The following is a 25,517-nucleotide window of genomic DNA, read 5'->3' as shown; positions in this document are numbered from 1 at the left end:
TGAACCTCCCTCACTGATTGCCTTCGACGCGCCGTCGGATTTCGTGAATCGCCGCCTGTGGACTGGTCAACACTGGAACCTGTACTGTCTTACGGACATCCTCAACGGCGTCAGACATCGAAAACTGGGCTAGAAGAATAACGTCGGTTTCGTCGATACTTGATGCGGTTTCCGCAATCAGGCGATTGTGTTTTTCATCATCACCCGCTTGCTTTGCAGCCAACGCGCCAGAGCAATAGTATGACGTAATCTCCGCATTGCTGCCGCGCGCCCTAGCAGCATCTAGAAATTCCTCTTCCATACCTGCCGCAGCTGGAGGAAAAGTATAAATCATTGCGATGCGATCACCGTATGAGAAAGCCGCATCGAACATCGCTTCATTCGGCTTCATGACTGGGATAAGCGCCTCGAAATCTGCTCTTTCGATTGCGGCTCCGAATGCTGAGCACGTGAACAGTACACCATCTGCGTCAGCGCCTTCCGCATACCGGCAAAGGTCTACGATGCGCCGGAAAAGATCGGCGGACAATTCGACTTGCTTAGACCTGTCTAAAGACAACCCCTCTTCTAGGATCGAAATGGTTTCTGCTTCCGGCCAGTGCTCGCGTGCCGCAACTTCGATTGGATCAATCGCAACGCGGGTTGCATGGATCAACGCTAATCTTGGTCGTCTCATAGTTGCTCCAGCTAAAGACGGGTGACGCCGAAAGGAACGACGCCACCAGTTGATGTGGGCACGCTTGCCCACCGGGAGATCCAATCACGCCGGGATCGTTTCCTTGGAGACCATTTCGGCCACAAGCGCCCCGAAGGCGTCAGTGTTTACGGTGCCACCAAGGTCACGGGTGCGCTTTGCAGGATCATCGATGACGGCATCAACTGCATCCGCAATGGCTTGCCCAGCCTCCATAAGCTTCGGACTACCCTTCTGCTCGCCGAGCCAGATGAGCATCATAGCGGCGGAGAGAATAAGTGATGTCGGGTTCGCAACGTTTTGCCCTTGGATGTCCGGGGCAGAACCATGCTGTGCTTGTGCGCAGCATAAGCCCGTTTCAGCGTTTGCATTGATCGACCCAGCGAGCCCCAAAGACCCTGACAGTTCAGAGGCAAGGTCCGAGAGAATATCGCCGTAGAAGTTAGTCGCGACGATAACATCATATTCGTGCGGCTTTCGAACCAGCAGCGCTGCAAATGCGTCGACAATCAACTCTTCGGTTTCGACTTCAGGGTAGTCCTTCGCCACCTCGCGGAAACATTCCAGAAACAGGCCGTCGGTCATGAGAAAAGAGTTGGCCTTGTGAATCGCGGCGACTTTCTTCTTCCGTTGCATGGCCAGTTTGAAAGCCTCTCTGCAAATCCGCATTGATCCGTGTCGCGTAATTTTGCGAACCGACAAAGCCATGTCCGGATCGGGCATCATTTCTCCGACGCCTTTGTACATGTTGCGATCAGGATAGAATCCCTCCGTCGCCTCCCGCATGATCACAAGGTCCATCCCGGGCGCTTTGTTCGGTAGAAAGTCACGGCTGCGGGCCGGCCGCACATTCGCATAAAGATCGAGGCCGATACGGAACCCGGCCGAAACGTTGCGACCACCTTCAACGACTGGCGGGTAGTCCATATGGGACTGCGTCCCTAAAATGACTCCATCGAACTCAGTTCGTGCACGTTCCAACACGTCGTCACGCAGAGTGATACCGTGGTTCCTGAGGCTGGTAAAACCGGACTCTTCTTCTTCAAACGTTAATCCCAGATCGTACTTCTTGTTGGCGGCCTCAACGACTTCCAAAGTCGCCGCCATGATTTCAGGTCCGATGCCATCGCAGGGCAATGTCATGATACGCATCTTTTGTCTCCTTGTTGGCCGAAGCCAGTCATTCTTGAAATCTGGTGGATCTAATCCCCCACCGATGCCTCTTCGTCATGGCGCTGCGCATCCATGCGGTCCTTAACCCGACGGCCAACAAACATGGGCAATACGAATCCAGCGATTGCGATAAGCCAGAGGATTATTGCGAGGGGGCTTCCCACCAGCGCCAACCAATCCCCGTCCGAAATCGTCATTGCACGGCGAAGGTTCACTTCCATCTGGTTGCCAAGAAGGATGCCCAGGATGACTGGCACCAACGGCACGTCGAGCTTGCGTAGAAGCCAGCCTGCAAAACCGAAACCAACCATGAGCATTACATCGAAGGTGGAGCCCGTTATCGAGTAAATCCCAACGAACGAGATCATTGCGACGACAGGCATCAGAATGCGCGTCGGCACCAGCAACACGCGCGTGAACAACCCGACCAACGGAACGTTCATCAAAAGCAGAATGATGTTGCCGATGAACAAGGCCGCGATCAGCCCCCAAACCACGTCCGGATTCTTTGTGAAGAGCAGTGGTCCCGGGGTAATGTTAAGTTGCAGCAAAACAGCCAGCAGAACGGCGGTAGTCCCCGAGCCCGGTACGCCCAACGAAAGCATCGGCACCAACGCGCCTCCAGCGGCCGCATTATTGCCTGCCTCCGGAGCTGCAACACCGCGTGGATCGCCCTTTCCAAAGGATTTCCCATCCCGGTCGACGCTTTGTTTCTCCAGTGAGTACGCAAGGAATGACCCCAGCGATGCTCCGGCACCTGGCAATACGCCTGAGAAGAAACCAAGACCAGTGCCGCGAGCGATTGAAGGCAAGCAACGCTTGATCATGCCGAAGTCTGGCAAGATGCGCCCAACTTTCGTCGCGCCAGCTGATCCAACGGCACCGCCACGGTGATGTTCGAGAAAAATCAACACTTCACTCAGTGCGAACAATCCAACGATAGCGATCAAGAAGTCGATGCCATCGAAGAGGTGGATTTCACCAAAGGTGAAGCGCTGCGACCCTGTTTGGCTATCACTGCCAATCATCGCGATACCCAGCCCTAGTGCAGCTGCGAAAGCAGATTTGGCTTGGTTCGTAGAGGACACACCACCCAGTGTCGCAAATGCGACTGTAAAGAGGACAAAGTACTCAGCTGGTCCGAAAAGCAGCGCGATTTTGACCAACTGCGGTGCCAAAATCACCAGGCCAATTGTTGCGACAAACGCCCCAAAGAAAGATGCGATGCCCCCTAAAGACAAGGCTTCGCCGGCCTGACCGTTCTTTGCCATCGGATATCCATCGAGGCACGTCATCATCGCGGGTTCATCGCCCGGGATGTTTAGTAAGATCGAACTAATTCGGCCTCCGTACATGGCGCCGTAGTAGACACTTGTAAGAAGGATGAGAGATGGGATGGGCCCAAGCCCGAGCGAGAAGGCAATCGGAATGAGGATAGCAACCCCATTTGCCGGGCCCAAGCCAGGCAATGCTCCCATCAGAGTGCCGAGGAAGCATCCAACGACAGCCAGGAACAGATTTTGCGGTGACAACGCAACCGAGAATCCATCAACAAGAAGTGCAAGCGTTTCCATGGCTACCCCTCAGAACCCCAATGGTCCCTCGGCCAAAGAAAGGCCTAGGATTAGGTGAAAAACGACGTAGATACCGATGGCTGTCAGCAGGCCTACGACGAGCGACCAAAGCGGAGTGGTTCCGAGTCGCCAGGTTAGGTAGGCAGTTGCAAAGGTTGTCGCGATAACAAACCCAATCTCGGAAAGAGACCATGCGTACAGAAACATCACAGCAGTGGCGAACAATATCTCGGCAAAGTCGCGCAACCCTGGCCACTTAGGCTCTTCATCCGGGCGGATAATGAAGTAGAGCGACGTTAGGCCTAAAACGGTGCCCACGATGTAAGGAAAGGCGCGCGGACCTACGACATCGACCATGAAACTGTCTTTGATGATCGATGCGGCCCAAATATAGAATATCGCAAGGGCCAGCCCGAAACCGCCGAAGATGCGGTCACTCATAGTTTTCTCCCAGATTTCCGGAATTTCTTTTAGGTGCCCATCCAGATGCGACCGGTTGGGCACGCATGACATTTATTGGATGATACCGATCTCTTTCGAGAGCTTGGTCACGTCCGCAATACTGCCCTCAACAAAGGTGTACATGTCGTCTCCAAAGTTGTTGAACGGCTCAATGGCAGCTGCTTCTAGCTCTGCCTGGAAGCCAGGATCCTCGGTCAACGTAATGATCGCGTTCTTCCAGAACTCTTTAGCTTCGTCAGTTGCTCCGGCAGGCATGTAAAGGCCGCGCCAGTTCGCGCCAACGACGTCGAAGCCTTCCTCCTTCGCAGTAGGAATATCCGGGTAATTCTTCAGACGTTCAGGAGCCAGGATCGAGATTACGCGGATGTCACCCGACTCTAGGAAACCCAGCATCTCGGAGAAGTCTCCAGACAGCGCCTCGACCGAACCAGAAAGCAGGCCAGTCATGGCTTCACCGCCACCGTCAAAGGATACGTATTTCATCTGGGTTACATCTTCGAGGCCAGCTTCGCGGGCGACCAACATGGGCTTGATGTGGTCAAAACTGCCCACAGACGAACCACCCGCGATCCCAACTGATTTTGGATCTGCGACAATGTCCTCCATCATCTGAGAAAGAGAGGTGTACTTTGAGTCTGCTGGAACAGCGATGGCTCCATATTCAGCTCCGAAAGTGGCAAGAAAGTGCACGTCATCCTGTTGGGCGCCTTCGTAGATGCCCTGCGCAATTCGAGCGCTGGTACTCATAGAAGCCGCAACGATAAGGTTGTTGTCTTCGTTGCGCTCTTTCGTGACATGCGCGAACGCAACTCCGCCGCCCCCACCGCTCATATTGGTAACCTGCATCGAATCCTCGATGATCCCGAGATCGAAGAGATACTTCGCCGTTGTGCGACAGATGAAGTCCCATCCACCACCGGGATTTGAGGGCGCAATGCATTGCGGGCTTTCAGCTTTGAATTCGGCGGACGCGCCAGTCACGCCGGCGACGGCTGCCGCAGCAGCTATGACACCGATGCAAGTAAATTTCATGAACACGGGTAATCCTCCCCAGTTTTCCAAGTGTTTTTCAGCGCGAATCCCGCACTGGCTATTTTGATTGCATATTGATGCGTAAAAAGCCAATCTTATTTTGCTTTTTTTAATCGGAAAAACCAAAATAGTTGAACTTGCTATTCCCCGATACCTTTCAAGTATATGTTTTATTGTGTGTTTTCGAAGAATCGACACTCACCTGAAATGAAAGAACTTCGCTCAAACAGTCATAAAACCAATCCAATTTACGCGAACATCATCGTCTCAGCAGTGTAAAATCCACCTTCCTTTGGCTTTTTACGTGTAGAAAACCTAAAATTTGGCTGTATGTTAGCTGTCAGATGCAATCTACGTAGGTGAGAGCGGAAAGAGGAGTCAGGCGTACCGATGCGAGCCAGCGAATTGTCAAAGAAGATATCGAACCGTCTTTTGCATGATATCGTTGCGGGTACACTTGAAGGTGGCCAGCATATAAGCGCTCAGCAAGTCGCCGACAGGTATGGCGTATCCAGAACCCCAGTGCGCGAGGCGCTTATATCCTTAGAGGAAAAAGATGTTCTCATCCGCCTGGAAAACCGCGGGTACTTTGTGGCCGACAAGTTGCCTCCAGCCATCAAAGAAAACCTGGATACTGTCGACCCGAGCGAACTGGACGAATACCAACTGCTTGCAAACGATTGGCTAACAAATGAAATTCCAGAAGAAGTTACTGAGCAGTTCTTAAAGCAGAAGTACGGCTGGACTAAAGCTAAGGTCGGAGAACTGTTGATCCGCGCTTCTCGAGAAGGTTGGGCTGAACGCAAAGAAGGCTACGGCTGGCGGTTTCTTCCAGTCGCAAAAACACCCGAGGCATTTGATGAGATTTACAGGTTCAGAATGGCGATAGAACCAGCCGCCATGCTGGAGCCCTCGTTTGAACTCGATCACAAAGTCCTGGATGAACAGCGGCGCATTCAGCAGGGAATGCTCGATATGGATATGGACGCCGTTAATGGAGAAGCGCTGCTAGAAAGCGGGGCTCTATTCCATGAGGAGCTCATCAAGTTGTCCGGAAACCCGTTCTTTCTCATGGCACTCCAACGCGTGAATAGAATGCGACGCCTTATGGAGTACCGAGCCGAAGTGAACCATCAACGATTGATAGAACAATGTACTGAGCATCTTGAAATCCTTACACTCCTGGAATCCGGTAACACCGTGGATGCCTCCTACAGAATGCGGCAACATTTGAGTGGCGCACTTAAGCGTAAGTCTCCGCTGGCATGGAGTTGGGCTATGGACACTTCAACACCGAGGAAAGCAACATCATGAGCAATGGGAGCGACGGTCCAAACGGCCGCAACCGAGTCGCGCTTGTGGCGCATGATCAGATGAAAGACACAATGGTCAAGTGGGCCAAATCCCACAAAACCGCATTGAGCAAGATGGAGCTTTTTGGGACTGGCACGACCGGCGGGCGAATTGCAGATGAAGTCGGCGTGCCTATCAAGCGTCTCAAAAGTGGTCCGCTGGGAGGCGACGCTCAAATCGGCGCTATGATTGCCGAAGGGAAGCTCGACACACTGATCTTTTTCATTGATCCACTATCAGCGTTGCCACACGACGTCGACGTAAAATCACTTCTTCGACTGGCTACGCTGTACAACACTGTTCTGGCTATCAATGAAGCGACTGCCTCGAAGGTCATAAGCGAGGCTTAGTCCAAACGAAGCGACTGCTCCACTAGGAACTATGATTGCTTTGGGCTTGACGCTGCCGTTCGCCTGAATATCGCGAGCGATTGCTATACGGACGAAGGGGAAATCCTACCGCTAGGTTGAATTTCCACTCACCGTGGCTCAACCAAACAACGGTTCAAAATTGCATAGACATTTCGTGCCAAGTCATTCCTCCATGATCAGAGGTTGATGGACGCAGATAGTTGTACCCAAATCTCTGATAAAGCGGGACGTGATGCTCTTTGCACATAAGGTAGATCGCGGATTTGCCCATTTTTCTCATGCGGCCGACGAATTCTGTCATCAATGCCCGCGATAGGCCTTTTCCTTGATGCGCCGGATCCACGACGACAGACATAATAACGACATTTGGCGCGCCGGGGTCATGCCCCTTAAGCTCTTTGAATTCCTCATCAGACATTTCGACATCGTATGCACATCCGCAATTCACAAAGCCGACGATCTCGCCTTCGACCTCGAGAACAATGAAACCATCGGGATAGACCTCGATTCTCTTTGCTATCTTTTCGAGGGTAGCTGCTTCGTCGCCTTCATAGGCATCAGTCTCGATCTCAAAGCATCGAATTGCATCAGAGGGTTGGGCATTTCGAAATCTGTTCATGCATTTACACTATGAACGATGGGTCAAGTTGTATAGCCGCCGTCGGTTTTGCTCGCATCATTGCTCAATCTGCGCTCGGTGCAGACACTCACAGCACTTACCCCTGGCGGCAGCTTTGCGGTCAATGTTGCCCCGGGCGCGGACACATGCTTTTCATTTCACAACAACGCAGCACACCCTTGACCGTAATCAGTTGCACATTTAGTCAAGTTTGATCTGCCCGCTGGGACGACCCGGCCAAGCAAGGGCGTTTTTTTTCAGGACGACCTGGCAAATCAGAGGTCGAACATGACAACTAAAACCAAACAAGCCAGGAAACTGATCGAGGGTAGACCTGCCTTAATCGTAATCGACATTCAAAAGAGCACGTTTATTGATGACAGCGAAGTACGCTCCATCGACAACATGCCGGGCTACAAACAGCGAATGATCGCTGCGCGTGACTTGGTCGACGCCGCGCATGAAAACAGAGTGCCCGTCATCTTCGTTCAGGAAGTCCATCGTCCCGATCAGGTCGATTTCGGCAGGGAACTGGATGGTGACGAAGACATACACTGTCTCGAAGGTGATCCAAGAACGGAAGTTGCAAAAGATGAGATGGGATATCGCAAAGGTGACTACATCGTACCGAAGCGACGGTATTCTGCATTTTTTGGCACCGATTTCGAAATCCTGCTGCGCGGTTTAAAGGTAGACACACTTTTGTTGTGCGGCGGGCTGACAGATGTTTGTGTGCACTACACATTCGTCGATGGCCACCAATCAGACTACTTCTGCCGCGTAGTAGAAGATTGCGTTGGCGGGTCATCTGTCCAAGCCCATGAAGCTGCTCTCAAAGCAATGGAGTATCTACAAACCGGCGCTGTTCAGAGCCGAAAAGCAGTGATCAAGGCCATCTCGTCGCTCTAAATTGCAATCGAAACGTTAGTGCCAGTTGGGATGCATAGTTTGTCGGGTGCAGAAACGGGCGGAGATTTTTGTCGCTTGAAGGCCTTGGACTTGCCCATTTGATGCAGAAGGTATCCACACTTTCATTACAAACCTTTGAGTTTGCGACTATAGCCCTTGAAAACCTCGATTGCATCGCAATCCAGCCGTCGGGGCGTATAGTACGAACATGACTAGAGATTTTTTGGCTAACGCTCATACAGTCGCTGATGCCCTGACTTCTGCCCAGCAGATATCCAAACTTTCCTCAGAGGCAGATCAGCTAACGCTCCAATCTGTCAAAGCCAACAGATTGGAGCGTTAGCTGATCTGCGTAAGAGAACGCCGAAAAAGCCGTAGGCTCATTAGTAACAAAGCAATTCCCAACAACGTCATCCAAACGAATTCCGGCCAGACAGTCTCAATACCAGCGCCTTTGAAAACAATAGCCTGACTTGCTGACATGTAGTGGCGTGACGGCAAAACCAAAGTACCTGCCTGCAACCACGCTGGCTGACCTTCAATTGGGGTCTCTCCACCTGACAGCATTAGCATTGGCAGCACAATCAACATGACCAGAAGCGCGAACTGCGCCATAGAGCGTGCAATGGTTGCCAGAAACACCCCAAGCGCCGTCGCAGTAAAAAGAAACAACGCCGTGCCAACCAAAAACAACATCTTGGATCCAGCGATACTGATGCCCAAAGAACCCTGCATCACAAAGGTTAGTGAAAGACCAGCCGCGACCAAAACCACTGCTGCATTCGCCCAAATTTTGGCAATGGCAATGTCAAATGGAGCAAGCGGCATGGCAAGGAGATGTTCAATGGTCCCGTGCTCTCGCTCTCTAATCATTGCCGCTCCGGTCAATATAGTTGTGAGCCACATGATCTGGCCGATCAAAGCAACGATACCAGCAAAACGTACGGTGTCTCTGTTTGGGTTGAAGGCGCTTCTTAGAATGACACTGATTGAGGGAGCATCTACTAGATCGATACCTATTGCATAGCGATGTATTTCAGCGCTCAAGATACTGGTGATGTAGTTTGCACCAATACCGGCCTGTTCCATAGCGGTTGCGTCAATAAGAACTTGAATCTCCGGACTGCGCCCTGCGCGCAGATCCTTTTCGAATCCGGGGGGCACAGCCACAACGAAAATAAAGCGCCCGGCATCCATGTAAGCAGGTCCTTTTCCGGGTTCGATTTGGACGACCGGTTGGAACTCTGGTGGAAAAAACGCTGTGGCAAGTGCTCGAGAAAGTGGCGAGTCGTCTTCATCCGCAAACGCTATCGAGGCGTTGTTTACAGAACTTGCCACTCCCGTTGCTTCCATGATCGGGGCCAGCGTGAAAGACCAAACCAACAATGCCATCATCACCCAATCACGGCGCAGGCTCATCACTTCCTTCAAGCCTAGCCAGAATATGCAGTAGAAGCGCTGCATTCACTTCTCCTGCGCCCGAAGGCATAGGGCTGCGATCAGTGTCAGAACGGGTCCGAAGTAGGCGAGGGCCAGAATGTCTGGCGCAAGGGCTTCCCAACCCAAACCTTTAGTGAAGGCACCAACGTTTAGGTGTAGGAAATATGAGGAAGGCCAAAGAGAGCCCACCACTTGTGCGCCTCCTTCGAGCGTTGAAACAGGTTGCAACAGACCTGAGAACTGGATTGTTGGGACAACTGAGGCGATGGCAGTTGCAAATGTTGCGGCCACCTGACTGGATGTCATTGTAGCGATCAACAGCCCGTAGGATGTCGTTGCCCAAACGTAAAGAAGGGCACCAACAGCCAAGGGGAAAGGATTTCCTTTTAACGGCACCCCGAAAAGAAGAACGGTCATTCCGGCCAAAAGCAGAAAATTTGCGTAGGCGATCAAAATGTACGGAATTTGTTTGCCGATTAGAAATTCAAGCCGCGTGGTTGGTGTCACGTAGAAATTGACAACTGACCCCAGCTCTCGTTCCCTTGCTACGCTTACGGCAGTCAAAACAGCTGGCAGCATAATCAGTAGGATAGCAGGCATTGCCGGAGCCATCGCGGCGATGCTTTCAAAGCTCTGATTGTAGCGAAACCGGGGTTCGATCCTGGCGATACCTATCTGGCTTTTGCCGTTGTTAAGGGCAAATTCCGCGAGAAATGATTGGTGCAGTCCGGAAACATAGCCTTCAACCGTCTCACCCTTAAATGGGATAGCACCGTCTACAGTCGCAAGTATCTGGGTCGGTTCACCCGTACTCATCTTTCGGTCAAAGTCAGGTGGCAACTCAACAACCAGAGAGACCTCACCTGCCACTAGACGGTCGCGCCCTTCGCTGGCGCTTTGCAGCGGCGATGTGGCTTTAAAGTAGGACGATCCGGCGAATTCAGCCGAATAAGCACGACTCTCCGGCCCTTGAGAAAGGTCAAGTACAGCGAATTCAAGCTCATCGATATCCAGCGTAATTCCAAAGCAAAAAACTAACATTAGAATAGCAGAGCCCAGAAACGCGAAAGCCAGACGCACCGGGTCGCGAGCTACTTCAACGGTTTCGCGCCGCGCATATGCCAATATACGAGAAAACGCTCCCCCCCCGGCGTGGGATTTGGTTCTAAAACCCACCTTTGGCGAGACAACAGAGACTGGTTTTTCTGCTGCTTCCAATATCGAAATGAAGGCGTCTTCAAGGTTTTCCGCCCCTTCAACAGCGATCAGTTCAGCCGGAGTACCTTCCGCTAGAACTCTACCAGCATGCATAAAAGAAACGCGATCACAGCGTTCCGCCTCACCCATGAAATGAGTGGACACAAAGATTGTAACCGACTCGTTTCTAGAGAGCTCAATCAGCAAGTCCCAGAAGGAATCGCGTGCCTCTGGATCCACACCGGAAGTTGGTTCGTCGAGTATTAGCACCCGCGGACGGTGGATCACTGCTACGGCTAGCGACAGTCGCTGTTTGATCCCTAGGGGCAGTGCCGTCGCCAACGTATTCCGGTGCTCCTCGAGCCCAAAGCGCTCAGTGAGTTCCGAAACGCGTTGTTCACGGTCGGCAATTGCAAATATCCGCGCATGCAATTGTAAGTTCTGATGTACCGACAACTCGCCATATAAGGAAAAGGCCTGACTCATGTAGCCTATTTCACGCCTCATTTTGCGATCATACGCATCGACAGGATTGCCAAATAACAGTGCTTCACCTGAGCTGGAAGGTAACAAACCAGTCAACATCTTCATTGTCGTGGACTTGCCGCAACCGTTTGATCCTAGAAACCCGAATATCTCTCCGCGATTGATTGTGAAGTCGACGTTGTCTACGGCCGTGAAATCACCAAAGCGTCGTGTAAGTCCACGCGCAACTATCACTGGGCTAGATTCTATCTGTTCATTCTTCTCTTTTTTCCCCGCCGGTTCGACGGGCAACTTCCGTGCTCTCAGACGCCGATATGCTACTTCGAGGTCGACATCACTCCCTTTCAATTCAGCGGGCTTCCCCTGAAAGATGACTTGACCCGCGTCCATTGCGACAATCCGGTCAAAACCGTCGGCTTCTTCCATGTACGCCGTCGACACTAACACCGACAGTTCAGGGTTTCTTTCTCGGATTGCGTCAATCAAAGCCCAGAACTGCCGACGCGACAACGGGTCGACCCCGGTCGTTGGCTCATCCAAAACCAATAGTTTGGGGTCATGGATTAAAGCACAGCAAAGGCCTAGTTTTTGCTTCATCCCACCCGAGAGCTTGCCCATCAGACGGTCTTCAAACTGCGCAAGCCCTGTCGCAGCCAATAGCGCTGCGATACGTTCGTCCCGCTCTGAATGCCCTTGAGCAAAGAGACCTGAGAAGAACTCGAGGTTCTCGCGTACAGACAGCTCCGGATACAGGTTTCGACCCAACCCTTGCGGCATGAAAGCGATGGCTGGGCAAATGCTGTGTCGATGGCCAGAATTGCCAATCGGGCCGCCTAAAACGTCGATATTGCCGGATTGCAGTTTCTTTGCGCCGGTGATCAAACCAAGCAGTGTAGACTTTCCCACCCCATCCGGCCCGATAAAGCCAACAAGCTGGCCGCCTGGCAGTTCCAACGAAACAGAATCCAATGCAACATGCTTGCGATAACGGTGCGTAACACCTGAAATGTGAATATCGCAGGCGTTATCCTCTACTCTCATTCGAACAGCTCTTCCGGGATGCGTTGTTCAAGCGCCTCAGGCCAAGCAGCGGCTGGGTTCAGCCGGATCACCGCGACACCGCGCAGACCGGTTTTGACGTGCTCAATCCGACTTTCAACCAAGTCTATTGGGATACGGACCCGAACGCGAAAAACCAGTTGCTCTCGCTCATCCAGGGTCTCGACCTGTTTGGGGGTGAATTGTGCCTCGGGAGAAACAAAGCTCACGTATGCAGGTATCGCATATTCCGGCAAAGCGTCGAGCACGATGCGAGCCTCAGCTCCAATGGGCAAAAGTCCGGCTTCACGCGCCGGAAGAAAAACTTCCATGTAAACATTCTCAAGGCCAAGAATAGTCAGGATTGGTTCGCCCGCACCAACCACCTCTCCGGGTTCTGCAAGCCGGTAAAGCACGCGTCCGGGCAAAGGTGCCACTAGAGCGCTGTCTTCAATCTGTGCCTCAATCCTGCGCACTTCCGCCTCAGCGGCAGCAATACGGCTTTCTGCCGTTGCAACTCGGGCTTTGGCGGCGCCCAATACTGCTGTAGCGACCTTATGAGTGGTATCGCGATCTTCAAAAATAGTTTTGGAGATGTTTTGTCCTGCCAGCAACGCCGTGGCACGATCAAGCTCTTGCTCAGCCCTGCGCTGTTCGCTTTGGCGTTGCACTACGAGCGCTTCTGCTTCGGCCTTTGTTTGATTTGCCAAGGCTACTTCGGCTCTAGCCCGATCCAGGGCGGCAGATAGCTCATCTATGTCCATTTCGGCCAGGATTTGACCGGTTGCGACCATACTGCCTTCTGTTGCCGTTACCTTCGCAACCCGACCTGCACTAGTTGGTGCTATTTCGACTTGTTCCGCTTCAACCCGCCCGTTTCCTTGCACAAATCCGACCGGCAATTCATCGCCATCCTCGGCAACAACGACATACAGCAACGCACCAGCAATTACTAAACCAGCCAAAATAAGAAAAACCGATAGGTTTTTGGTCATAGCGTTTCACCTGAAACAGGGTTTCTGGCACAGAGTTTAGTGTCTCAAAAGACTCAAAGCCTTGTTTTGGATCAAAACCGATCCGGGCACCTCAGTTCCAAGCAATTGTTTAGATGAACACTGGTTTGGGTGTTGCAGGCTCTTTCGCGATAGGTCGGAAGAAGTAGACGTGAAGCGTTTTTGCTATCAGTTTGGTATTGAAGAGGGTTGTTCTAGCACGCAATTGCAGTCGCGACTGACCTGCTGCGCAATACAGCGAAAGGAAACACGATGACCAAAACACTGAGAGCTTGTTTGTCTTTGTGGTTGGTTGCAATCGCTCCTGCGTATGCGCAAGAACCTCCTCGTCTTGTTTTGCAGCTGACCGTTGACGCGTTTCGGGGCGATCTGCCGACACGCTACTTTGAGAATCTTGGGGAGGGTGGCCTCAAGTATTTACTAGAAAACGGTGTACACTATCTGGACGCCCATCATTGCCATGCCAATACAGAGACGGTTGTCGGACACGCCACATTGGCGACCGGGGCAACACCGGCAGTGCACGGGATGATCGGAAACATCTGGTTTGACAGAACTTTGGACCGCGTTGTCTACAACGTTGAAGACAGCACCGCTGCGCTTCTTGGAGATGGCGCTGGCGTCAATGACGATATTGAAATTGACCCAACACAGGCGGCAGCTGGCACAGATGGCCGGTCACCACGCGCTATGCTTGTTACGACGCTTTCGGACGAGTTAAGCGCTTCCACTGCTGGTGCGGCCAAGGTCTTTGGAGTTTCAATCAAAGATCGTGGGGCTATTACAATGGCGGGACAAAGCGGCAAAGCCTTCTGGTTCTCAAAAGCCGCAAATCGTTTTGTCACAAGCTCCTATTACTACGACAAATACCCGGATTGGGTTTCCGCATGGAATGACGCATCGCCGAGCGCCTCCTTTGAAGGAACCTCTTGGGAGTTGATGCACCCAAAGGAAACCTATCTCTTTGGCGACCGCGACAACCAACCATGGGAGACGGATGTCGCCGGGTTCGGCATAACCTTTCCTCATCGCTATTCCTCGACGCAAAATGGGTTTGACCCGCTAGAAAATCCCTACTTTACGACCTTATTAACACTTAGTCCCGCTGGCGACGATCTGACGGCGAAATTTGCCAAACGATTGATTGATGCCGAGGATATCGGGCAAGATGCGGTAACGGATTATCTGGCGATTAGCTTCTCGTCCGTGGATTACGTCAACCATGTGTTTGGCCCCTCCAGTCTTGAAGCCGAGGACACGATATACCGCCTCGATCAGACTCTCATGAATCTATTCGCGTTTATCGACGAACGGATTGGGCTGGAAAACGTTTTGATCGTTCTATCGGCGGACCACGGCACCACCGATGCGCCGGGCTATTTGGAGAGTGTTGGTATCCGAACTGGCCTTGTTGCTCCGGACACCTGGGACCCGACGGAACAGATAGCCAAGCTTAAGGAGCGGTTTGGGATCACCGGGAAATTGCTTGAAGGTTATAATCACCCCTATCTCAATATCGCCCCCGAAGTATTGGCTCGCAGTGATATTGATTTACCCACGCTGGAGTCAGCTATTGCAGAAGAGCTTCTATCCTTTCCCGATGTGGCATTCGCCGTCCCCAGTACGGCTATCGAAGCAAACCTCCAACCCGATACCGACATCATGCGCTTGGTCCGCAACAACTACCACCCCACCCGATCCGGGAACATATACGTAGTCTTCAAACCCGGCTGGTTCATCGCAGACTTCGATGGTCTGTCCGTCACATCCACCCACGGGTCACCGTGGCGCGGTGACACACATGTGCCGATTATCTTTGCTGGAACGAACTTAAAACCGCAACGAGTCGCACGCCGTGTTTGCACGACTGCTCTCGCATCCACACTGTCTGCATTATTGAGCACGGCACGTCCTAATGGTGCGAGCGGTGAAGTGTTACAAGAAGTCTTGGATTAGACCGCTGTGAAGCGCGAGTCCTGATATTGAAGCAAGCTAGGCAAAACCGCGACGGCATCGGGTTTCTATTGCGTTTTCCTAACAGCGGCTACTCAATTGCTTTTTGAAATGTTGCGGTAAGCCGTTTGTTCAAACCGTGGTGAGGTTCGGCTGAAGAACCGTAGTGCAACTCCGCCAAGGCAGCGATGTCATTGAAAATGACTACGGAGCCGCCCTCTTCATTCGCATAAACCAGTAGTTTTTGGCAAAAGGCATCCAAACCAATTGCTGGAAAGCCCGCCATTGCCACGCCACCGGGTGCTGGTCCGCCGAACAGCAAGAGAACCGTATCCGGTAGCGCCACCCCCAGTTGGGAAGCTTCGGTCGCAAAATCGATTTCTCCAAACCAGACAGTATCGTCCTGCTCCATCACGGCTGTCCTGAGACGTTCGACTGCCTCTGGTACGCTGAGCTGAGATCGCAGCTCGATGATCCCGTAGTCGGTAAACAACCCGTTGGTCGGCGCTGGTGTTGCTTCCAAATCGTTTAGAACTTCGAGCATCTTGCTCTGAAACGCACGCAACGAAGAAGCGTCCGTGAGTCCATGCCGGACTTTGAGAAATTGCGAGTCTGTGTAAGCGATCTGTGGGCTACCATCCTGAGCAAAGGAAAGTACGCGAAAAGGAAGGTCCAGTCCTGCTCGCACGTTCCCTTTCAGAATGGGCGTGTTTATCTCTGGAACAGAGAAAATGAGTCCGCGAGATGCTGGCATTTCTACGCCTTCGGCTTTGGCCAGGCGCGCGTGATCTATCGATGCGATTGGAGTAGCTCCCGCTTCGGCAACGGCAGTCTCAATCCCTAAGAAGTTTTCGTCCACCGCAGTCTGGGCAGATGAAGATTGTGCAAAAGCGGATGTCGAAACTGATAGAGTTGCAATCATCGAGAAAACAAAGCCAAACCTCACCATTTTACTACTTCCTATTTCACCGTACTTTTTTAAGAGAAACCGCCGCCAGAGCTGCAAAAGCTATCTCGGCTGCAAGATAAAAGAGAAGTATCCCGTTCGGAACTCCATCGATAAGGATGCTTAGTATGCGTCCAACGGCCAGTCCTGACATAAACAAAAAAAGAACCCACAGCGCGGGGCGTTGTAATTCTGGTTTTGAAGCGGCTGCCAACCAAAACAAAGCGTTTGCCAGATAAAGACCCATAATCGCTCGGAAGACATGCGTCTGATTCGTTCCTTCTACCGGGAAGCCCAGCAAAACTGGGATCGAACTGCCTGGCATCAGACCATACGATAACGCAATTGGCACGAGACCAACGGCAGCAAGCAAAAGGACTAATCTAGCACTCATGGAGGACTCCTTCTGGTAGAGGTTTTGCTTTTTTGCATAATTACCAATCGGTTTTTGGGGCATCCGATGATCCGAGCCGGATGCCCACGCCACTGTCAGAAAAGCATATTGAATGCCTCGCTTCTTCTACTGAGAGATGCCGCCTTCGGTTGATGTTTGTTCCTCAACATGGTCTTGATTGGCGACCGGCTTCCCGCGCGGAGGGAACTCCTCGAAGGTAGCGAGATGTGTCTGCACTAGACGGGCGGCTGGACCGAATGCCCACATTTTCTCGCCCATCCAGCGGACGTACATCCCGCTTTCATCCGCAGCTTTCTCATAAGGATCGCGGCGAAGGTTGAAAAGCAAGGGGGCGACCAACTCTTCCTTCGGGCCTGACCAGCCATGGTTTTGAACGACAAAGTGCGCTTTCCAATCGTTGTAGCGTACTGCTTGGAGGTCCGTACCCTGATAGTAAATCAGCTCGCGGCGATTGCTCTCTTTATCCTCACCTGTCAGGTAAGATAGTTGGTTGTAGCCATCGAGATGCACTTTATAGCCTTCATATCCCTCTAGGAGCTTCTCTCTTAGATCTGTCGGACCTCCAGCCGCAGCTACAAATGTTGGCATCCAGTCCATTCCGCTGAAGATGCCGTTCAAGACTTGACCTTCAGGAATTTTGCCCGGCCAGCGAATAATCGCAGGAACTCTAAAGCCACCTTCCCAGGTAGTACCCTTTTCCCCATGAAACGGTGTCGTACCACCATCAGGCCACGTCAGTGTTTCCGGGCCATTGTCGGCGGTGAACATCACTATGGTATTATCGGCAACTCCCAGATCCTCAAGGTGGCTGAGAACGTTACCAACGTTGTTGTCCAACTCCTTCATGACAACATCCTGAAGTCCGCGCCCATTGCCCAACATAGCTTCGTATTCGGGGCTTAGATGGGTCCAGACGTGTGCACGGGCAGGAGCCATCCAGACAAAAAACGGAGTGTCCGACTCTACTGCACGGGAAATGAAGTCCTTCGTGTAAGATGTCACTTCGTCATCCAAAGTCTTTTGGCGCTCCGGAGGCGCAGGCCCGTCATCAATGATGCGCTGCTTCCCGACTTTTCCAAATCGCGGGTCGACCGTTTCGTCTTCTTCTTCTGTTGCAAAAGAATGAATGATGTTGCGAGGCGCAAATTGCGCATTGAACTCTGGGTCGTCTGGCCAATCCGGATCAGACGTATATTCCATAGCATTCAAGTGATACAGCCAGCCCCAATACTCGTCGAAACCTTTTGTAGTCGGTAGGAACTCATTGAGGTCGCCTAGGTGGTTTTTTCCGAACTGCCCCGTCGTATACCCCAACTTTTTCAGGAACATCGGAAGCGTTGGGTCATCTGGGTTTAAACCTATTGGATCGCCCGGAAGCCCTACAGTGTGCATCCCCGTCCTAATGGGCAATTGTCCAGTCATGAAAGCTGATCGACCAGCAGTACAACTTGGCTCGGCATAATAATCTGTGAGACGAGCGCCCTCAGATGAGAGGCGATCCAAGTTCGGCGTCTCGATGCTTTTGACACCTCCGTGGTAAACGCCGACGCTCGCCCAGCCCACGTCGTCTGCCATGATGACAAGAATGTTGGGCGGGGCATGCTCGTCGGCCCAAGCTCCAGTGAAAGCAAAGCAGACCGCACCCGCTACTGAGATAAGCTTGTTCATTAAGACCTCCCGACACGCAATTTCTCACCAACGATAGGAAAAACATCGGCTTGGAGGAACAGTCTAATTTGTTAACTTTTTGGGCACAGCACCTTGGTGCAAGAAATGTCTTCGGCCGCAAAGTCTGCAGTGCGGTCATTAGGGTCAGGACCCATTGATTTCCGCTTGGCTGCGTGATTCACGGTTCGAAAATCGAGCGGTGACCATTTCTGATCTTTTCTGGCTGACGGATGCGCAGATGGCGCGTCTTGAGCCTTTCTTCCCCAAGTCCCACGGCAAACCACGCGTTGATGATCGACGTGTTTTGAGCGGCATTATCTTCATTAATCGCAATGGGTTGAGATGCGCGATGCCCCTTCGGCTTATGGCCCACACAAGACGCTCTATAACCGTTGGAAGCGGTGGAGCGACAAAGGCATCTTCGCCCGGATGATGGCCGGTCTGGCTGCCGAACACGGTGAAGAGAAGACTGTGATGATCGATGCCACCTACCTGAAGGCCCACCGTACCGCAACCAGTTTGGGCGTCAAAAAAGGGGGCGTGGACGCCAGATCGGTCGCACCAAGGGCGGCATGAACACCAAGTTGCATGCCATCTGCGACAGTCGGGGACGTCCGCTCAACCTGTTCATCACCGCCGGTCAGGTCAGCGATTACATTGGTGCGCGGGCACTGCTGAGCAGCCCGCCGGATGTCGATTGGCTGCTCGGGGATCGTGGCTATGACGCCGATTGGTTCCGGGAAACGTTGAAAGACAAAGGGATACGCGCCTGCATCCCTGGCCGGAAGCAGCGGAAGAAACCGGTTAAGTACGACAAGCGTCGTTACAAACGGCGCAACCGGATCGAGATCATGTTCGGCAGGTTGAAGGATTGGCGGCGTGTGGCAACCCGCTACGACAGGTGCCCGAAGGTTTTCCTGTCAGCAATCGCCCTCGCAGCACTCGTTATCTATTGGCTATGAGTCCTGACCCTAGAACGCGTTTGGTCCACGGTCTATCAAAGCAAAATCAAGCACCTGTCTTGACGCTTCGCCTGCATTTTATCGGAATTTCTTCTCTGTTCACTGATTTTCCCGTTAAAGCCTATCATCAAGCTTCACGCATACGGTGATACGCCGCCGTAAGTAAAATAGCAGCGCTATCTGCGACCTACCTCCAAAGCCATTTCCCTCAGGTGTCGCATATCCGTACCGCAGCAACCGCCAAACACCCTGATAGACGGGTTTTCCCGCAGGACATCCGCAATTTCTTGGCCGAGCTGCGCGGGATCTCCTTCATCCAAGGTATCGGCCTCATCCAATTCTGCGTGCGAACAACTTGATGCATTGGAAACAACACCTTTGAGCCTTGGATGCGCGTTGAGCGCGTCGGCAAAGTGCGTCGGGTGTGCGCAGTTGACCATGTGGAACAGAGCTGCGCCGTCTGTTTCTGCTTCGATCTGGTCTATGGCATCAACAAGTTTTGTGCCGTCAGCCAAACAGCCATCGGTTTCGACGACCAATGACAAAATGATGGGTAAACCAATATCTCTTGCAGCCAGAACACAGCCAGCAGCCTCGCTTAGGCGGTTGAACGTGTACGCGGTCACCAGATCAACACTGGTTTCTTTCAGAACAGCGAGTTGCACACTGTGGTAGCTGCGCGCCTGTTCAACTGTCATGGGTGGGACGTCAGTGTAAGGATCGTATCTTGGGCCAACGCAGGCGGAAACCAAAACGTCTTCCCGCCCAGAAGCATTGCGCACCTCCTCCATCAGTGCGACACCATCCTTGTTTACCTCACGAAGACGTTCAGCATCGTAGCCCAAAGGTGCAGCACGGTCGGCATTGGCCATCCATGTCGGTGCGTCGAGAATGCACCCAACACCCATATCGCCGGCCAATTGCACGAGCGCTTGCATTTGTCCGGCCAGAACAGCCCGGGTGTCAGGCTTCTCCAGCAAGGGAAACGATGCAAAACCCGGAAGCTCGATACCGTGATTAAAAATCAGGTCCGTACCTGTACCTGCATAAACCAAAAATTTCTTGTCACCCTCGCCTGGAAGTCTCCGCGCCATTTTGCACCCCTCGAACACCGGCATTACTCCGCATCCACAATAACAATGATCAGATCTTCTGCAAAACTGAGGTGTTTACTTGTCCGTTCGGACGCTTTCTGCATTTGCGGTATCGGCTAGGCATATCTAGGCGCGAACCACCGGAGATTCTGAACAAGCGTGGCTGTACCGTTCTAACCTTGAACATCGAGTATCGAATCGTCTCACTATGTGAGACCTACAACCGCTCAAAAATCCAAATTCTCCACGCTCAGAGCATTCTTTTGAATGAATTCACGGCGTGGCTCTACCACATCACCCATGAGTTTGGTGAACAGATCATCGGCCTCGACCATATCATCCACGCGTACTTGCAACAGGGTCCGTGCGTCCGGGTCCAGCGTTGTTTCCCAGAGTTGATCGGGGTTCATCTCTCCCAAACCTTTGTAGCGTTGCAGCGACAAGCCCTTTTCGCCCTCCTCCAGAATCGCGCGCAGCAGGTCGAGCGGGCCGTGTATGACTTGACCCCGATCGCGACGCACCAACGTTGCGGGGGTGTTGTAGACCTCTTGCAGGCTTTGGGTGAAACTGCCGGTTTTACGGGCCTCACCCGAGCGCAACATGGGGCCGTCCAGTGTGCGCACTTCTTCCACACCGCGCAGGATGCGCGCGAGGCGGATGCCGTGATCCTGTGTGATGCGGCCTTGCCAGCCGCGTTCGTATTCCAGTGCAATCAAGTCAAGGCGCGCCGCGACCTTGTCGGCCACGCCCTGCAAATCGGCATCAACAGCGCCGGGCACGAAGGCACCGGCTACAGCAGCCTGCTCCAGAATATGGCGCGGATAATGCGTTGGGAAGGCGTCCAGCACACGCTTCAGCTGGCGCGCTTCATCCACTACGCGGGTCAGGTCCTGGCCGATGATTTCCTCGCCCGAGCCTAATTTAAGTACTGCGCCTTCGACGCCCTGATTGATCAAATAATCATCCAGCGCGGCCTGGTCCTTCAAGTAAACCTCTGATTTACCGCGAGAAACCTTGTATAGTGGTGGTTGAGCGATGTAGAGATACCCGCCCTCGATCAACTCTGGCATTTGACGGTAGAAGAAGGTCAACAAGAGGGTGCGGATATGCGCGCCGTCAACATCTGCGTCCGTCATAATGACGATTTTGTGGTAACGCAGTTTTTCGATGTTGAATTCGTCGCGGCCAATGCCGGTGCCCAACGCCATCACGAGGTTACCGATCTCTTGGCTCGACAACATCCGGTCAAACCGCGCCCGTTCCACGTTCAAGATTTTGCCACGCAAAGGCAGAACAGCTTGTGTCAGCCGATCCCGACCGGTCTGGGCAGAACCACCAGCCGAGTCCCCCTCGACCAGGAAAACTTCGGTCTTGGACGGATCTTTTTCAGAGCAATCCTTGAGCTTACCAGCCAGATAGTTCACATCCATCGCAGTCTTGCGGCGAGTCAATTCGCGGGCTTTACGGGCGGCCTCGCGCGCTAATGCTGCCTCGATGATTTTACCGACAATCCCCTTAGCCTCATTCGGGTTCTCTTCGAACCATTCAGCCAGCTTCTCGTTCATCAAACCTTCGACCGCCGGGCGCACCTCAGAGCTGACCAGCTTGTCCTTGGTCTGGGACGAGAATTTCGGATCGGGCACTTTCACAGACAACACGCAGGTCAGGCCTTCGCGTGCATCGTCACCGGTAAAGCTGACCTTTTCCTTCTTCGCGATCCCGCTGGACTGAGCATAGTTGTTGATCGTCCGGGTCAGTGCACCACGGAAGCCAGCCACATGGGTGCCGCCATCGCGCTGCGGGATGTTGTTGGTGAAGGGCAGCACGGTCTCATGATAACTGTCATTCCACCACATCGCGATTTCCACGCCGATATCGTCACGCTCGCCCTTGATATAAATCGGTTCGGGCATCGCCGGGGTCTTGGACCGGTCGAGATATTTGACAAACTCTTTGACGCCGCCCTCGTAGAACAGCTCGGTTTCCAGCCGCTCAGCAGGGCGCTCGTCGATCAGGATGATCCGCACGCCCGAGTTCAGGAAAGCCAGCTCGCGCAAGCGCTTTTCCAGCGTCTCAAACGAGTATTCGAGGTTCGAAAACGTGTTGGTCGAGGCCAGAAATCGTACCTCGGTTCCCGTGCGATCGCCGCACTCGCCGACGACTTTCAGATGTTCCGCCGTCTCACCGCCCTCAAAACGCGCCACATGTTCCTTGCCGGCCCGCCAAATGCGCAGTTCCAGCCAATCGGATAGCGCATTCACCACCGAGACGCCCACTCCATGCAGACCGCCTGACACCTTGTACGAGTTGCTGTCGAATTTACCGCCAGCGTGCAGTTGGGTCATGATGACTTCAGCCGCTGAAACGCCTTCCTCGGGGTGGATATCCACCGGGATTCCACGTCCATTGTCACTGACCGAAACGCTGGAATCAGCGTGAATTTTTACAGTCACATGGTCGGCATGACCGGCCAGTGCCTCGTCAATTCCGTTATCGACAACCTCGTACACCATATGGTGCAGACCCGAACCATCATCCGTATCCCCGATATACATACCGGGACGTTTGCGAACTGCCTCTAAGCCTTTGAGAACTTTGATGGAATCAGCGCCGTATTCTTGGGGTGCCTGTGCGTCTTCGGACATGCCGTTAGTACCTATATTATTTTGGTAACTTATACGTTTTCTGGTGGGGATTGTCACGTGCTCCCCCCATATTTTGTGGTTCTGATCCGCTTAATTTGCGGATCAAAGCCGATCAAGGTCTGCTGCAATATCCTCGGCAATTTCTGCCGCGTTCACATCGTCCCGTTCGGCTGACAATCGCAACCCCAGAAGGTCGGATTGATAGCGCGCCGCCAAGCGATCCGGGTCATGACTTGGCGCGATTTCTCCGGCCTTCTGCGCGCTGCGAAAGAGGTCCGCAAAACAAGCTTTCATGTCAGCCATGTGGGTTTGCGCCTGATCAGCCAAATCATGGTCTTTGGCTTGCAATTCCGCATAAGTCTTCGCCAACATGCAGGCTTTTGTTGGCAGTTCCGACGCCTCGATCACACGACGAGGTTGCACCTTAAGAGCACCAAGCGGGCCCAATTCCTGCGCCAAAGCCTTCATATTGGCAACCCCTTCCTGAGTATACCGCTCTAACGCCAGGGCGTAGAGCGCATCTTTCGACCCGAATGCCGCGTAGAAGCTGCCCGGTTTCAGCTTCAGCTCTCGCTCGAGATCCTTAAGCGACGTCCCCGCCCAGCCGTGACGCCAGAAAATATCTCGCGCCTGCGCGATAAGCGCGTCTCGGTCATATGAGGGTTTGCGGGGCATCGTTTCACCAATTCTTGAACGTTCGCTCAAATATATACTTGAGTGATCGCTCAAGAAACCCTAAATACGACTCATCGCGCCAGAAACAGGAGTTTTGACATGGCCAATTTCCCGTCTCACGACCTAGAAACCGCCCCGGAAGGGTCCAAGCCGCTGCTTGAGAAATCTCAGGCTGCATTCGGCCGCCTGCCCGGTCTTCATAAAGTAATGGCCGAAAGCCCCCAGCATCTGGAAGGCTATCAGGTTCTGCACGGCCTGTTTCTGCAGACCGATTTCAACAACGACGAAAAAACCGTTGTCTGGCAAACCATCAATGTCGAAAACGAATGCCATTACTGTGTGCCTGCGCATACCGGCATCGCAAAGATGATGAAAGTCTCTGACGAGATCACCGAGGCGCTGCGCAACGAAACTCCGCTGCCCACGGCCAAGCTGGAAGCGCTACGCACCTTTACCCTGCAAGTGATGGAAACCCGTGGAAACCCGACTGAAGAACAGCTGCAGGCCTTCTTTGACGCTGGCTATTCCCACCGTGCGGTCCTGGATGTCGTACTGGGTCTGGCACAAAAAACCATGTCGAACTACGTCAACCACATGGCCAAAACCCCGGTCGACGAAGTGATGCGCGGCTTCCTTTGGGAACGCAAAGTCGGCGAGCCTGCCTAAACGCTGACGACCGAGCCCTCGTCGCCTTCGGTAACGACCAGCGTTTGGGCTCGATCCCCCAATTCCGCAAATAGCTCAGGCCCGGTGCCCGTCATCCAGGCCTGTGCGCCCAGCGCACAAATCTCATCATACAACGCAGCGCGCCGACCCGCATCCAGATGCGCGGCCACCTCATCCAGCAATACAATAGGAGGTGCTCCAACCATCTCCGCCAACGCTCGCGCGTTTGATAGGATCAGCGATACCAGCAGTGCTTTCTGCTCACCGGTCGAGCAATCTTTGGCAGGAACGCCCTTGGCGGAATATACACCATACAGGTCTGATCGATGCGGGCCGACCAAAGTCCGCCCGGCGGCCAGATCGCGAAACCGGCTTTCATCCAAAGCTTCTCGCAAGTCTTCCGCCGTCTCAGGCATTGCACCTTCGGTTTGAACCAATTCAAGATCCGCTGACGGAAAGACCGTCTCAGCTTTATCCTGTGCTGAGCGCAGATACTCCAACGCACTCAACCGCGCGGCGTGGATGCGATGCCCCATCTCGGCCATCTGCCCTTCCAGCGCCGCGTACCAATGGGCATCGCGAACTTGTTCTTTCAGCAACCGGTTCCGCTCGCGCATCGCTTTTTCATAGGTCAGAGATGCCTCGGCATGTGCCGGATCAAAACTCAGCGCGATCCGGTCGAGGAACCGTCGCCGCCCTTCAGCCCCTTCGATCCAGAGACGGTCCATCGATGGGATTAACCAAACTACCCGCGCCAGCTTTCCCAATTCAATCTGGCTTGATGTTTTCTCATCAATCCGCACTTGCCGCGCCGCACCACCTTCGGACCAGGTTTCAATCTCGAAATTCTGTCCTTGCGCATTCAATAGCCCAATCAGCTTCCACCCCAGCGCCTCGGGGCGCCGTGTCATCTCAGCGGCGCTTGCCCGCCGCATCCCGCGCCCGGGTGAAAACAGAGAAACCGCTTCCAGGATGTTGGTCTTACCGGCACCGTTTGGCCCATGGATCGCGACTGGCCGCCCGTCCAACGACAGGCGCGCCAGCTTATGAGACCGAAAATGCGAGACCGTAAGCTCGGTCAGGGCCAATCCCATGACCCCTCTCTTTCGTTAGAGATCACCCAGTCGAGGCA

The 25,517-nt window shown here is 53.2% G+C and carries 21 protein-coding genes and 1 pseudogene; 6 read left to right on the top strand and 16 right to left on the bottom strand.

From position 1 onward, the window contains the following. Nucleotides 1-10 precede the first annotated feature (10 nt). The 5 genes from ACR0DE_RS14470 to ACR0DE_RS14450 all read right to left on the bottom strand — a co-directional run bounded on the left by ACR0DE_RS14470 (nt 11) and on the right by ACR0DE_RS14450 (nt 4,935). Entirely contained in the window at nt 11-748 is a 738-nt protein-coding gene (locus ACR0DE_RS14470) for an aspartate/glutamate racemase family protein (RefSeq protein ID WP_170636542.1), read from the bottom strand. Nucleotides 749-760: 12 nt separating this feature from the next. Continuing rightward, on the bottom strand, nt 761-1,846 hold the full coding sequence (locus ACR0DE_RS14465; protein WP_170594444.1) for an isocitrate/isopropylmalate dehydrogenase family protein: 1,086 nt from the start codon (nt 1,844-1,846) through the stop codon (nt 761-763). A 50-nt stretch (nt 1,847-1,896) separates the two neighbouring features. Beyond that, nucleotides 1,897-3,441, bottom strand: coding sequence for a tripartite tricarboxylate transporter permease (locus tag ACR0DE_RS14460; protein WP_039522586.1), 1,545 nt, complete (start codon nt 3,439-3,441; stop codon nt 1,897-1,899). A gap of 9 nt (nt 3,442-3,450) precedes the next feature. After that, complete coding sequence (locus ACR0DE_RS14455) at nt 3,451-3,882, bottom strand: tripartite tricarboxylate transporter TctB family protein (RefSeq protein ID WP_170594446.1); 432 nt, start codon at nt 3,880-3,882, stop codon at nt 3,451-3,453. Nucleotides 3,883-3,954: 72 nt separating this feature from the next. Continuing rightward, a complete protein-coding gene (locus tag ACR0DE_RS14450) occupies nt 3,955-4,935 on the bottom strand; it encodes a tripartite tricarboxylate transporter substrate-binding protein (protein WP_170595265.1) in 981 nt (326 codons plus the stop codon). Between the two features lie 390 nt (nt 4,936-5,325). On the opposite strand from ACR0DE_RS14450, the gene ACR0DE_RS14445 reads away from it, so the two are divergent. Together ACR0DE_RS14445 and ACR0DE_RS14440 are read left to right on the top strand one after the other, a co-directional pair. Beyond that, nucleotides 5,326-6,249, top strand: a complete 924-nt coding sequence (locus ACR0DE_RS14445) for a GntR family transcriptional regulator (RefSeq protein ID WP_170636541.1) — start codon at nt 5,326-5,328, stop codon at nt 6,247-6,249. Then, nucleotides 6,246-6,638, top strand: coding sequence for a methylglyoxal synthase (locus tag ACR0DE_RS14440; RefSeq protein WP_480753922.1), 393 nt, complete (start codon nt 6,246-6,248; stop codon nt 6,636-6,638). The genes ACR0DE_RS14445 and ACR0DE_RS14440 overlap by 4 nt, the downstream gene beginning before the upstream one ends. A gap of 154 nt (nt 6,639-6,792) precedes the next feature. On the opposite strand, the gene ACR0DE_RS14435 is transcribed toward ACR0DE_RS14440, so the two are convergent. Beyond that, nucleotides 6,793-7,278, bottom strand: a complete 486-nt coding sequence (locus ACR0DE_RS14435) for a GNAT family N-acetyltransferase (protein ID WP_170594452.1) — start codon at nt 7,276-7,278, stop codon at nt 6,793-6,795. 288 nt (nt 7,279-7,566) lie between these two features. Between ACR0DE_RS14435 and ACR0DE_RS14430 the strand changes: the two genes are divergently transcribed. Next, nucleotides 7,567-8,187, top strand: a complete 621-nt coding sequence (locus ACR0DE_RS14430) for a cysteine hydrolase family protein (protein WP_480753920.1) — start codon at nt 7,567-7,569, stop codon at nt 8,185-8,187. Nucleotides 8,188-8,526: 339 nt separating this feature from the next. Here the strand turns inward: ACR0DE_RS14430 and ACR0DE_RS14425 are convergent, their stop codons facing one another. The 3 genes from ACR0DE_RS14425 to ACR0DE_RS14415 are packed head-to-tail and all read right to left on the bottom strand — an operon-like array spanning nt 8,527 to nt 13,343. Continuing rightward, nucleotides 8,527-9,651: an ABC transporter permease gene (locus tag ACR0DE_RS14425; protein ID WP_480753918.1), complete on the bottom strand. Its 1,125-nt coding sequence runs from the start codon at nt 9,649-9,651 to the stop codon at nt 8,527-8,529. Continuing rightward, entirely contained in the window at nt 9,652-12,351 is a 2,700-nt protein-coding gene (gene rbbA / locus ACR0DE_RS14420; protein ID WP_480753916.1) for a ribosome-associated ATPase/putative transporter RbbA, read from the bottom strand. Beyond that, nucleotides 12,348-13,343 carry an HlyD family secretion protein gene (locus ACR0DE_RS14415; RefSeq protein WP_170689365.1) on the bottom strand — a complete coding sequence of 332 codons (996 nt, stop codon included), beginning with the start codon at nt 13,341-13,343 and terminating at the stop codon, nt 12,348-12,350. The genes rbbA and ACR0DE_RS14415 overlap by 4 nt, the downstream gene beginning before the upstream one ends. 270 nt (nt 13,344-13,613) lie before the next feature. Here ACR0DE_RS14415 and ACR0DE_RS14410 point away from each other — a divergent pair, with 270 nt between their 5' ends. Further along, nucleotides 13,614-15,317, top strand: a complete 1,704-nt coding sequence (locus ACR0DE_RS14410) for an alkaline phosphatase family protein (RefSeq protein ID WP_480753914.1) — start codon at nt 13,614-13,616, stop codon at nt 15,315-15,317. Between the two features lie 88 nt (nt 15,318-15,405). Here ACR0DE_RS14410 and ACR0DE_RS14405 read toward each other — a convergent pair whose 3' ends face one another. From ACR0DE_RS14405 to ACR0DE_RS14395, 3 genes are all read right to left on the bottom strand, one after another. Then, the gene (locus ACR0DE_RS14405) at nt 15,406-16,263 is read right to left on the bottom strand and encodes a DUF302 domain-containing protein (protein ID WP_170689367.1); all 858 of its coding nucleotides are present in this window, start codon (nt 16,261-16,263) and stop codon (nt 15,406-15,408) included. Nucleotides 16,264-16,279: 16 nt separating this feature from the next. Beyond that, complete coding sequence (locus ACR0DE_RS14400; RefSeq protein ID WP_480702827.1) at nt 16,280-16,717, bottom strand: DUF4345 domain-containing protein; 438 nt, start codon at nt 16,715-16,717, stop codon at nt 16,280-16,282. Nucleotides 16,718-16,780: 63 nt separating this feature from the next. After that, nucleotides 16,781-18,343 carry an arylsulfatase gene (locus tag ACR0DE_RS14395; protein ID WP_170515908.1) on the bottom strand — a complete coding sequence of 521 codons (1,563 nt, stop codon included), beginning with the start codon at nt 18,341-18,343 and terminating at the stop codon, nt 16,781-16,783. A gap of 205 nt (nt 18,344-18,548) precedes the next feature. Between ACR0DE_RS14395 and ACR0DE_RS14390 the strand changes: the two are divergent. After that, a pseudogene (locus ACR0DE_RS14390) lies at nt 18,549-19,305 on the top strand (IS5 family transposase). A gap of 176 nt (nt 19,306-19,481) precedes the next feature. Here ACR0DE_RS14390 and ACR0DE_RS14385 read toward each other — a convergent pair. The 3 genes from ACR0DE_RS14385 to ACR0DE_RS14375 all read right to left on the bottom strand — a co-directional run bounded on the left by ACR0DE_RS14385 (nt 19,482) and on the right by ACR0DE_RS14375 (nt 23,719). Continuing rightward, the gene (locus ACR0DE_RS14385; RefSeq protein WP_480702825.1) at nt 19,482-20,399 is read right to left on the bottom strand and encodes a homocysteine S-methyltransferase family protein; all 918 of its coding nucleotides are present in this window, start codon (nt 20,397-20,399) and stop codon (nt 19,482-19,484) included. Between the two features lie 227 nt (nt 20,400-20,626). Continuing rightward, nucleotides 20,627-23,044 (bottom strand): DNA topoisomerase (ATP-hydrolyzing) subunit B, encoded by a 2,418-nt coding sequence (gyrB, locus tag ACR0DE_RS14380; protein WP_170395385.1) that lies wholly within the window; start codon nt 23,042-23,044, stop codon nt 20,627-20,629. Between the two features lie 102 nt (nt 23,045-23,146). Then, nucleotides 23,147-23,719: a TetR/AcrR family transcriptional regulator gene (locus ACR0DE_RS14375; protein ID WP_170395383.1), complete on the bottom strand. Its 573-nt coding sequence runs from the start codon at nt 23,717-23,719 to the stop codon at nt 23,147-23,149. A gap of 99 nt (nt 23,720-23,818) precedes the next feature. Between ACR0DE_RS14375 and ACR0DE_RS14370 the strand changes: the two genes are divergently transcribed. Beyond that, nucleotides 23,819-24,385, top strand: coding sequence for a carboxymuconolactone decarboxylase family protein (locus ACR0DE_RS14370; RefSeq protein ID WP_170423365.1), 567 nt, complete (start codon nt 23,819-23,821; stop codon nt 24,383-24,385). Here the strand turns inward: ACR0DE_RS14370 and recF are convergent. Further along, nucleotides 24,382-25,479, bottom strand: a complete 1,098-nt coding sequence (gene recF, locus ACR0DE_RS14365) for a DNA replication/repair protein RecF (protein WP_480753911.1) — start codon at nt 25,477-25,479, stop codon at nt 24,382-24,384. The two genes, ACR0DE_RS14370 and recF, sit on opposite strands and share 4 nt — an antisense overlap. Between the last annotated feature and the right edge of the window lie 38 nt (nt 25,480-25,517).

The organism is Ruegeria sp. C10 (assembly GCF_056537805.1).
This window is presented reverse-complemented; position numbering and strand designations above follow the sequence as displayed.

Bases quoted from the DNA above. Each gene is read 5' to 3' on its own strand.
- ACR0DE_RS14465 (WP_170594444.1), bottom strand. From the start codon at position 1,846: ATGCGTATCATGACATTGCCCTGCGATGGCATCGGACCTGAAATCATG.
- ACR0DE_RS14460 (WP_039522586.1), bottom strand. From the start codon at position 3,441: ATGGAAACGCTTGCACTTCTTGTTGATGGATTCTCGGTTGCGTTGTCA.
- ACR0DE_RS14455 (WP_170594446.1), bottom strand. From the start codon at position 3,882: ATGAGTGACCGCATCTTCGGCGGTTTCGGGCTGGCCCTTGCGATATTC.
- ACR0DE_RS14450 (WP_170595265.1), bottom strand. From the start codon at position 4,935: ATGAAATTTACTTGCATCGGTGTCATAGCTGCTGCGGCAGCCGTCGCC.
- ACR0DE_RS14445 (WP_170636541.1), top strand. From the start codon at position 5,326: ATGCGAGCCAGCGAATTGTCAAAGAAGATATCGAACCGTCTTTTGCAT.
- ACR0DE_RS14440 (WP_480753922.1), top strand. From the start codon at position 6,246: ATGAGCAATGGGAGCGACGGTCCAAACGGCCGCAACCGAGTCGCGCTT.
- ACR0DE_RS14435 (WP_170594452.1), bottom strand. From the start codon at position 7,278: ATGAACAGATTTCGAAATGCCCAACCCTCTGATGCAATTCGATGCTTT.
- ACR0DE_RS14430 (WP_480753920.1), top strand. From the start codon at position 7,567: ATGACAACTAAAACCAAACAAGCCAGGAAACTGATCGAGGGTAGACCT.
- ACR0DE_RS14425 (WP_480753918.1), bottom strand. From the start codon at position 9,651: ATGCAGCGCTTCTACTGCATATTCTGGCTAGGCTTGAAGGAAGTGATG.
- rbbA (WP_480753916.1), bottom strand. From the start codon at position 12,351: ATGAGAGTAGAGGATAACGCCTGCGATATTCACATTTCAGGTGTTACG.
- ACR0DE_RS14415 (WP_170689365.1), bottom strand. From the start codon at position 13,343: ATGACCAAAAACCTATCGGTTTTTCTTATTTTGGCTGGTTTAGTAATT.
- ACR0DE_RS14410 (WP_480753914.1), top strand. From the start codon at position 13,614: ATGACCAAAACACTGAGAGCTTGTTTGTCTTTGTGGTTGGTTGCAATC.
- ACR0DE_RS14405 (WP_170689367.1), bottom strand. From the start codon at position 16,263: ATGGTGAGGTTTGGCTTTGTTTTCTCGATGATTGCAACTCTATCAGTT.
- ACR0DE_RS14400 (WP_480702827.1), bottom strand. From the start codon at position 16,717: ATGCCCCAAAAACCGATTGGTAATTATGCAAAAAAGCAAAACCTCTAC.
- ACR0DE_RS14395 (WP_170515908.1), bottom strand. From the start codon at position 18,343: ATGAACAAGCTTATCTCAGTAGCGGGTGCGGTCTGCTTTGCTTTCACT.
- ACR0DE_RS14385 (WP_480702825.1), bottom strand. From the start codon at position 20,399: ATGGCGCGGAGACTTCCAGGCGAGGGTGACAAGAAATTTTTGGTTTAT.
- gyrB (WP_170395385.1), bottom strand. From the start codon at position 23,044: ATGTCCGAAGACGCACAGGCACCCCAAGAATACGGCGCTGATTCCATC.
- ACR0DE_RS14375 (WP_170395383.1), bottom strand. From the start codon at position 23,719: ATGCCCCGCAAACCCTCATATGACCGAGACGCGCTTATCGCGCAGGCG.
- ACR0DE_RS14370 (WP_170423365.1), top strand. From the start codon at position 23,819: ATGGCCAATTTCCCGTCTCACGACCTAGAAACCGCCCCGGAAGGGTCC.
- recF (WP_480753911.1), bottom strand. From the start codon at position 25,479: ATGGGATTGGCCCTGACCGAGCTTACGGTCTCGCATTTTCGGTCTCAT.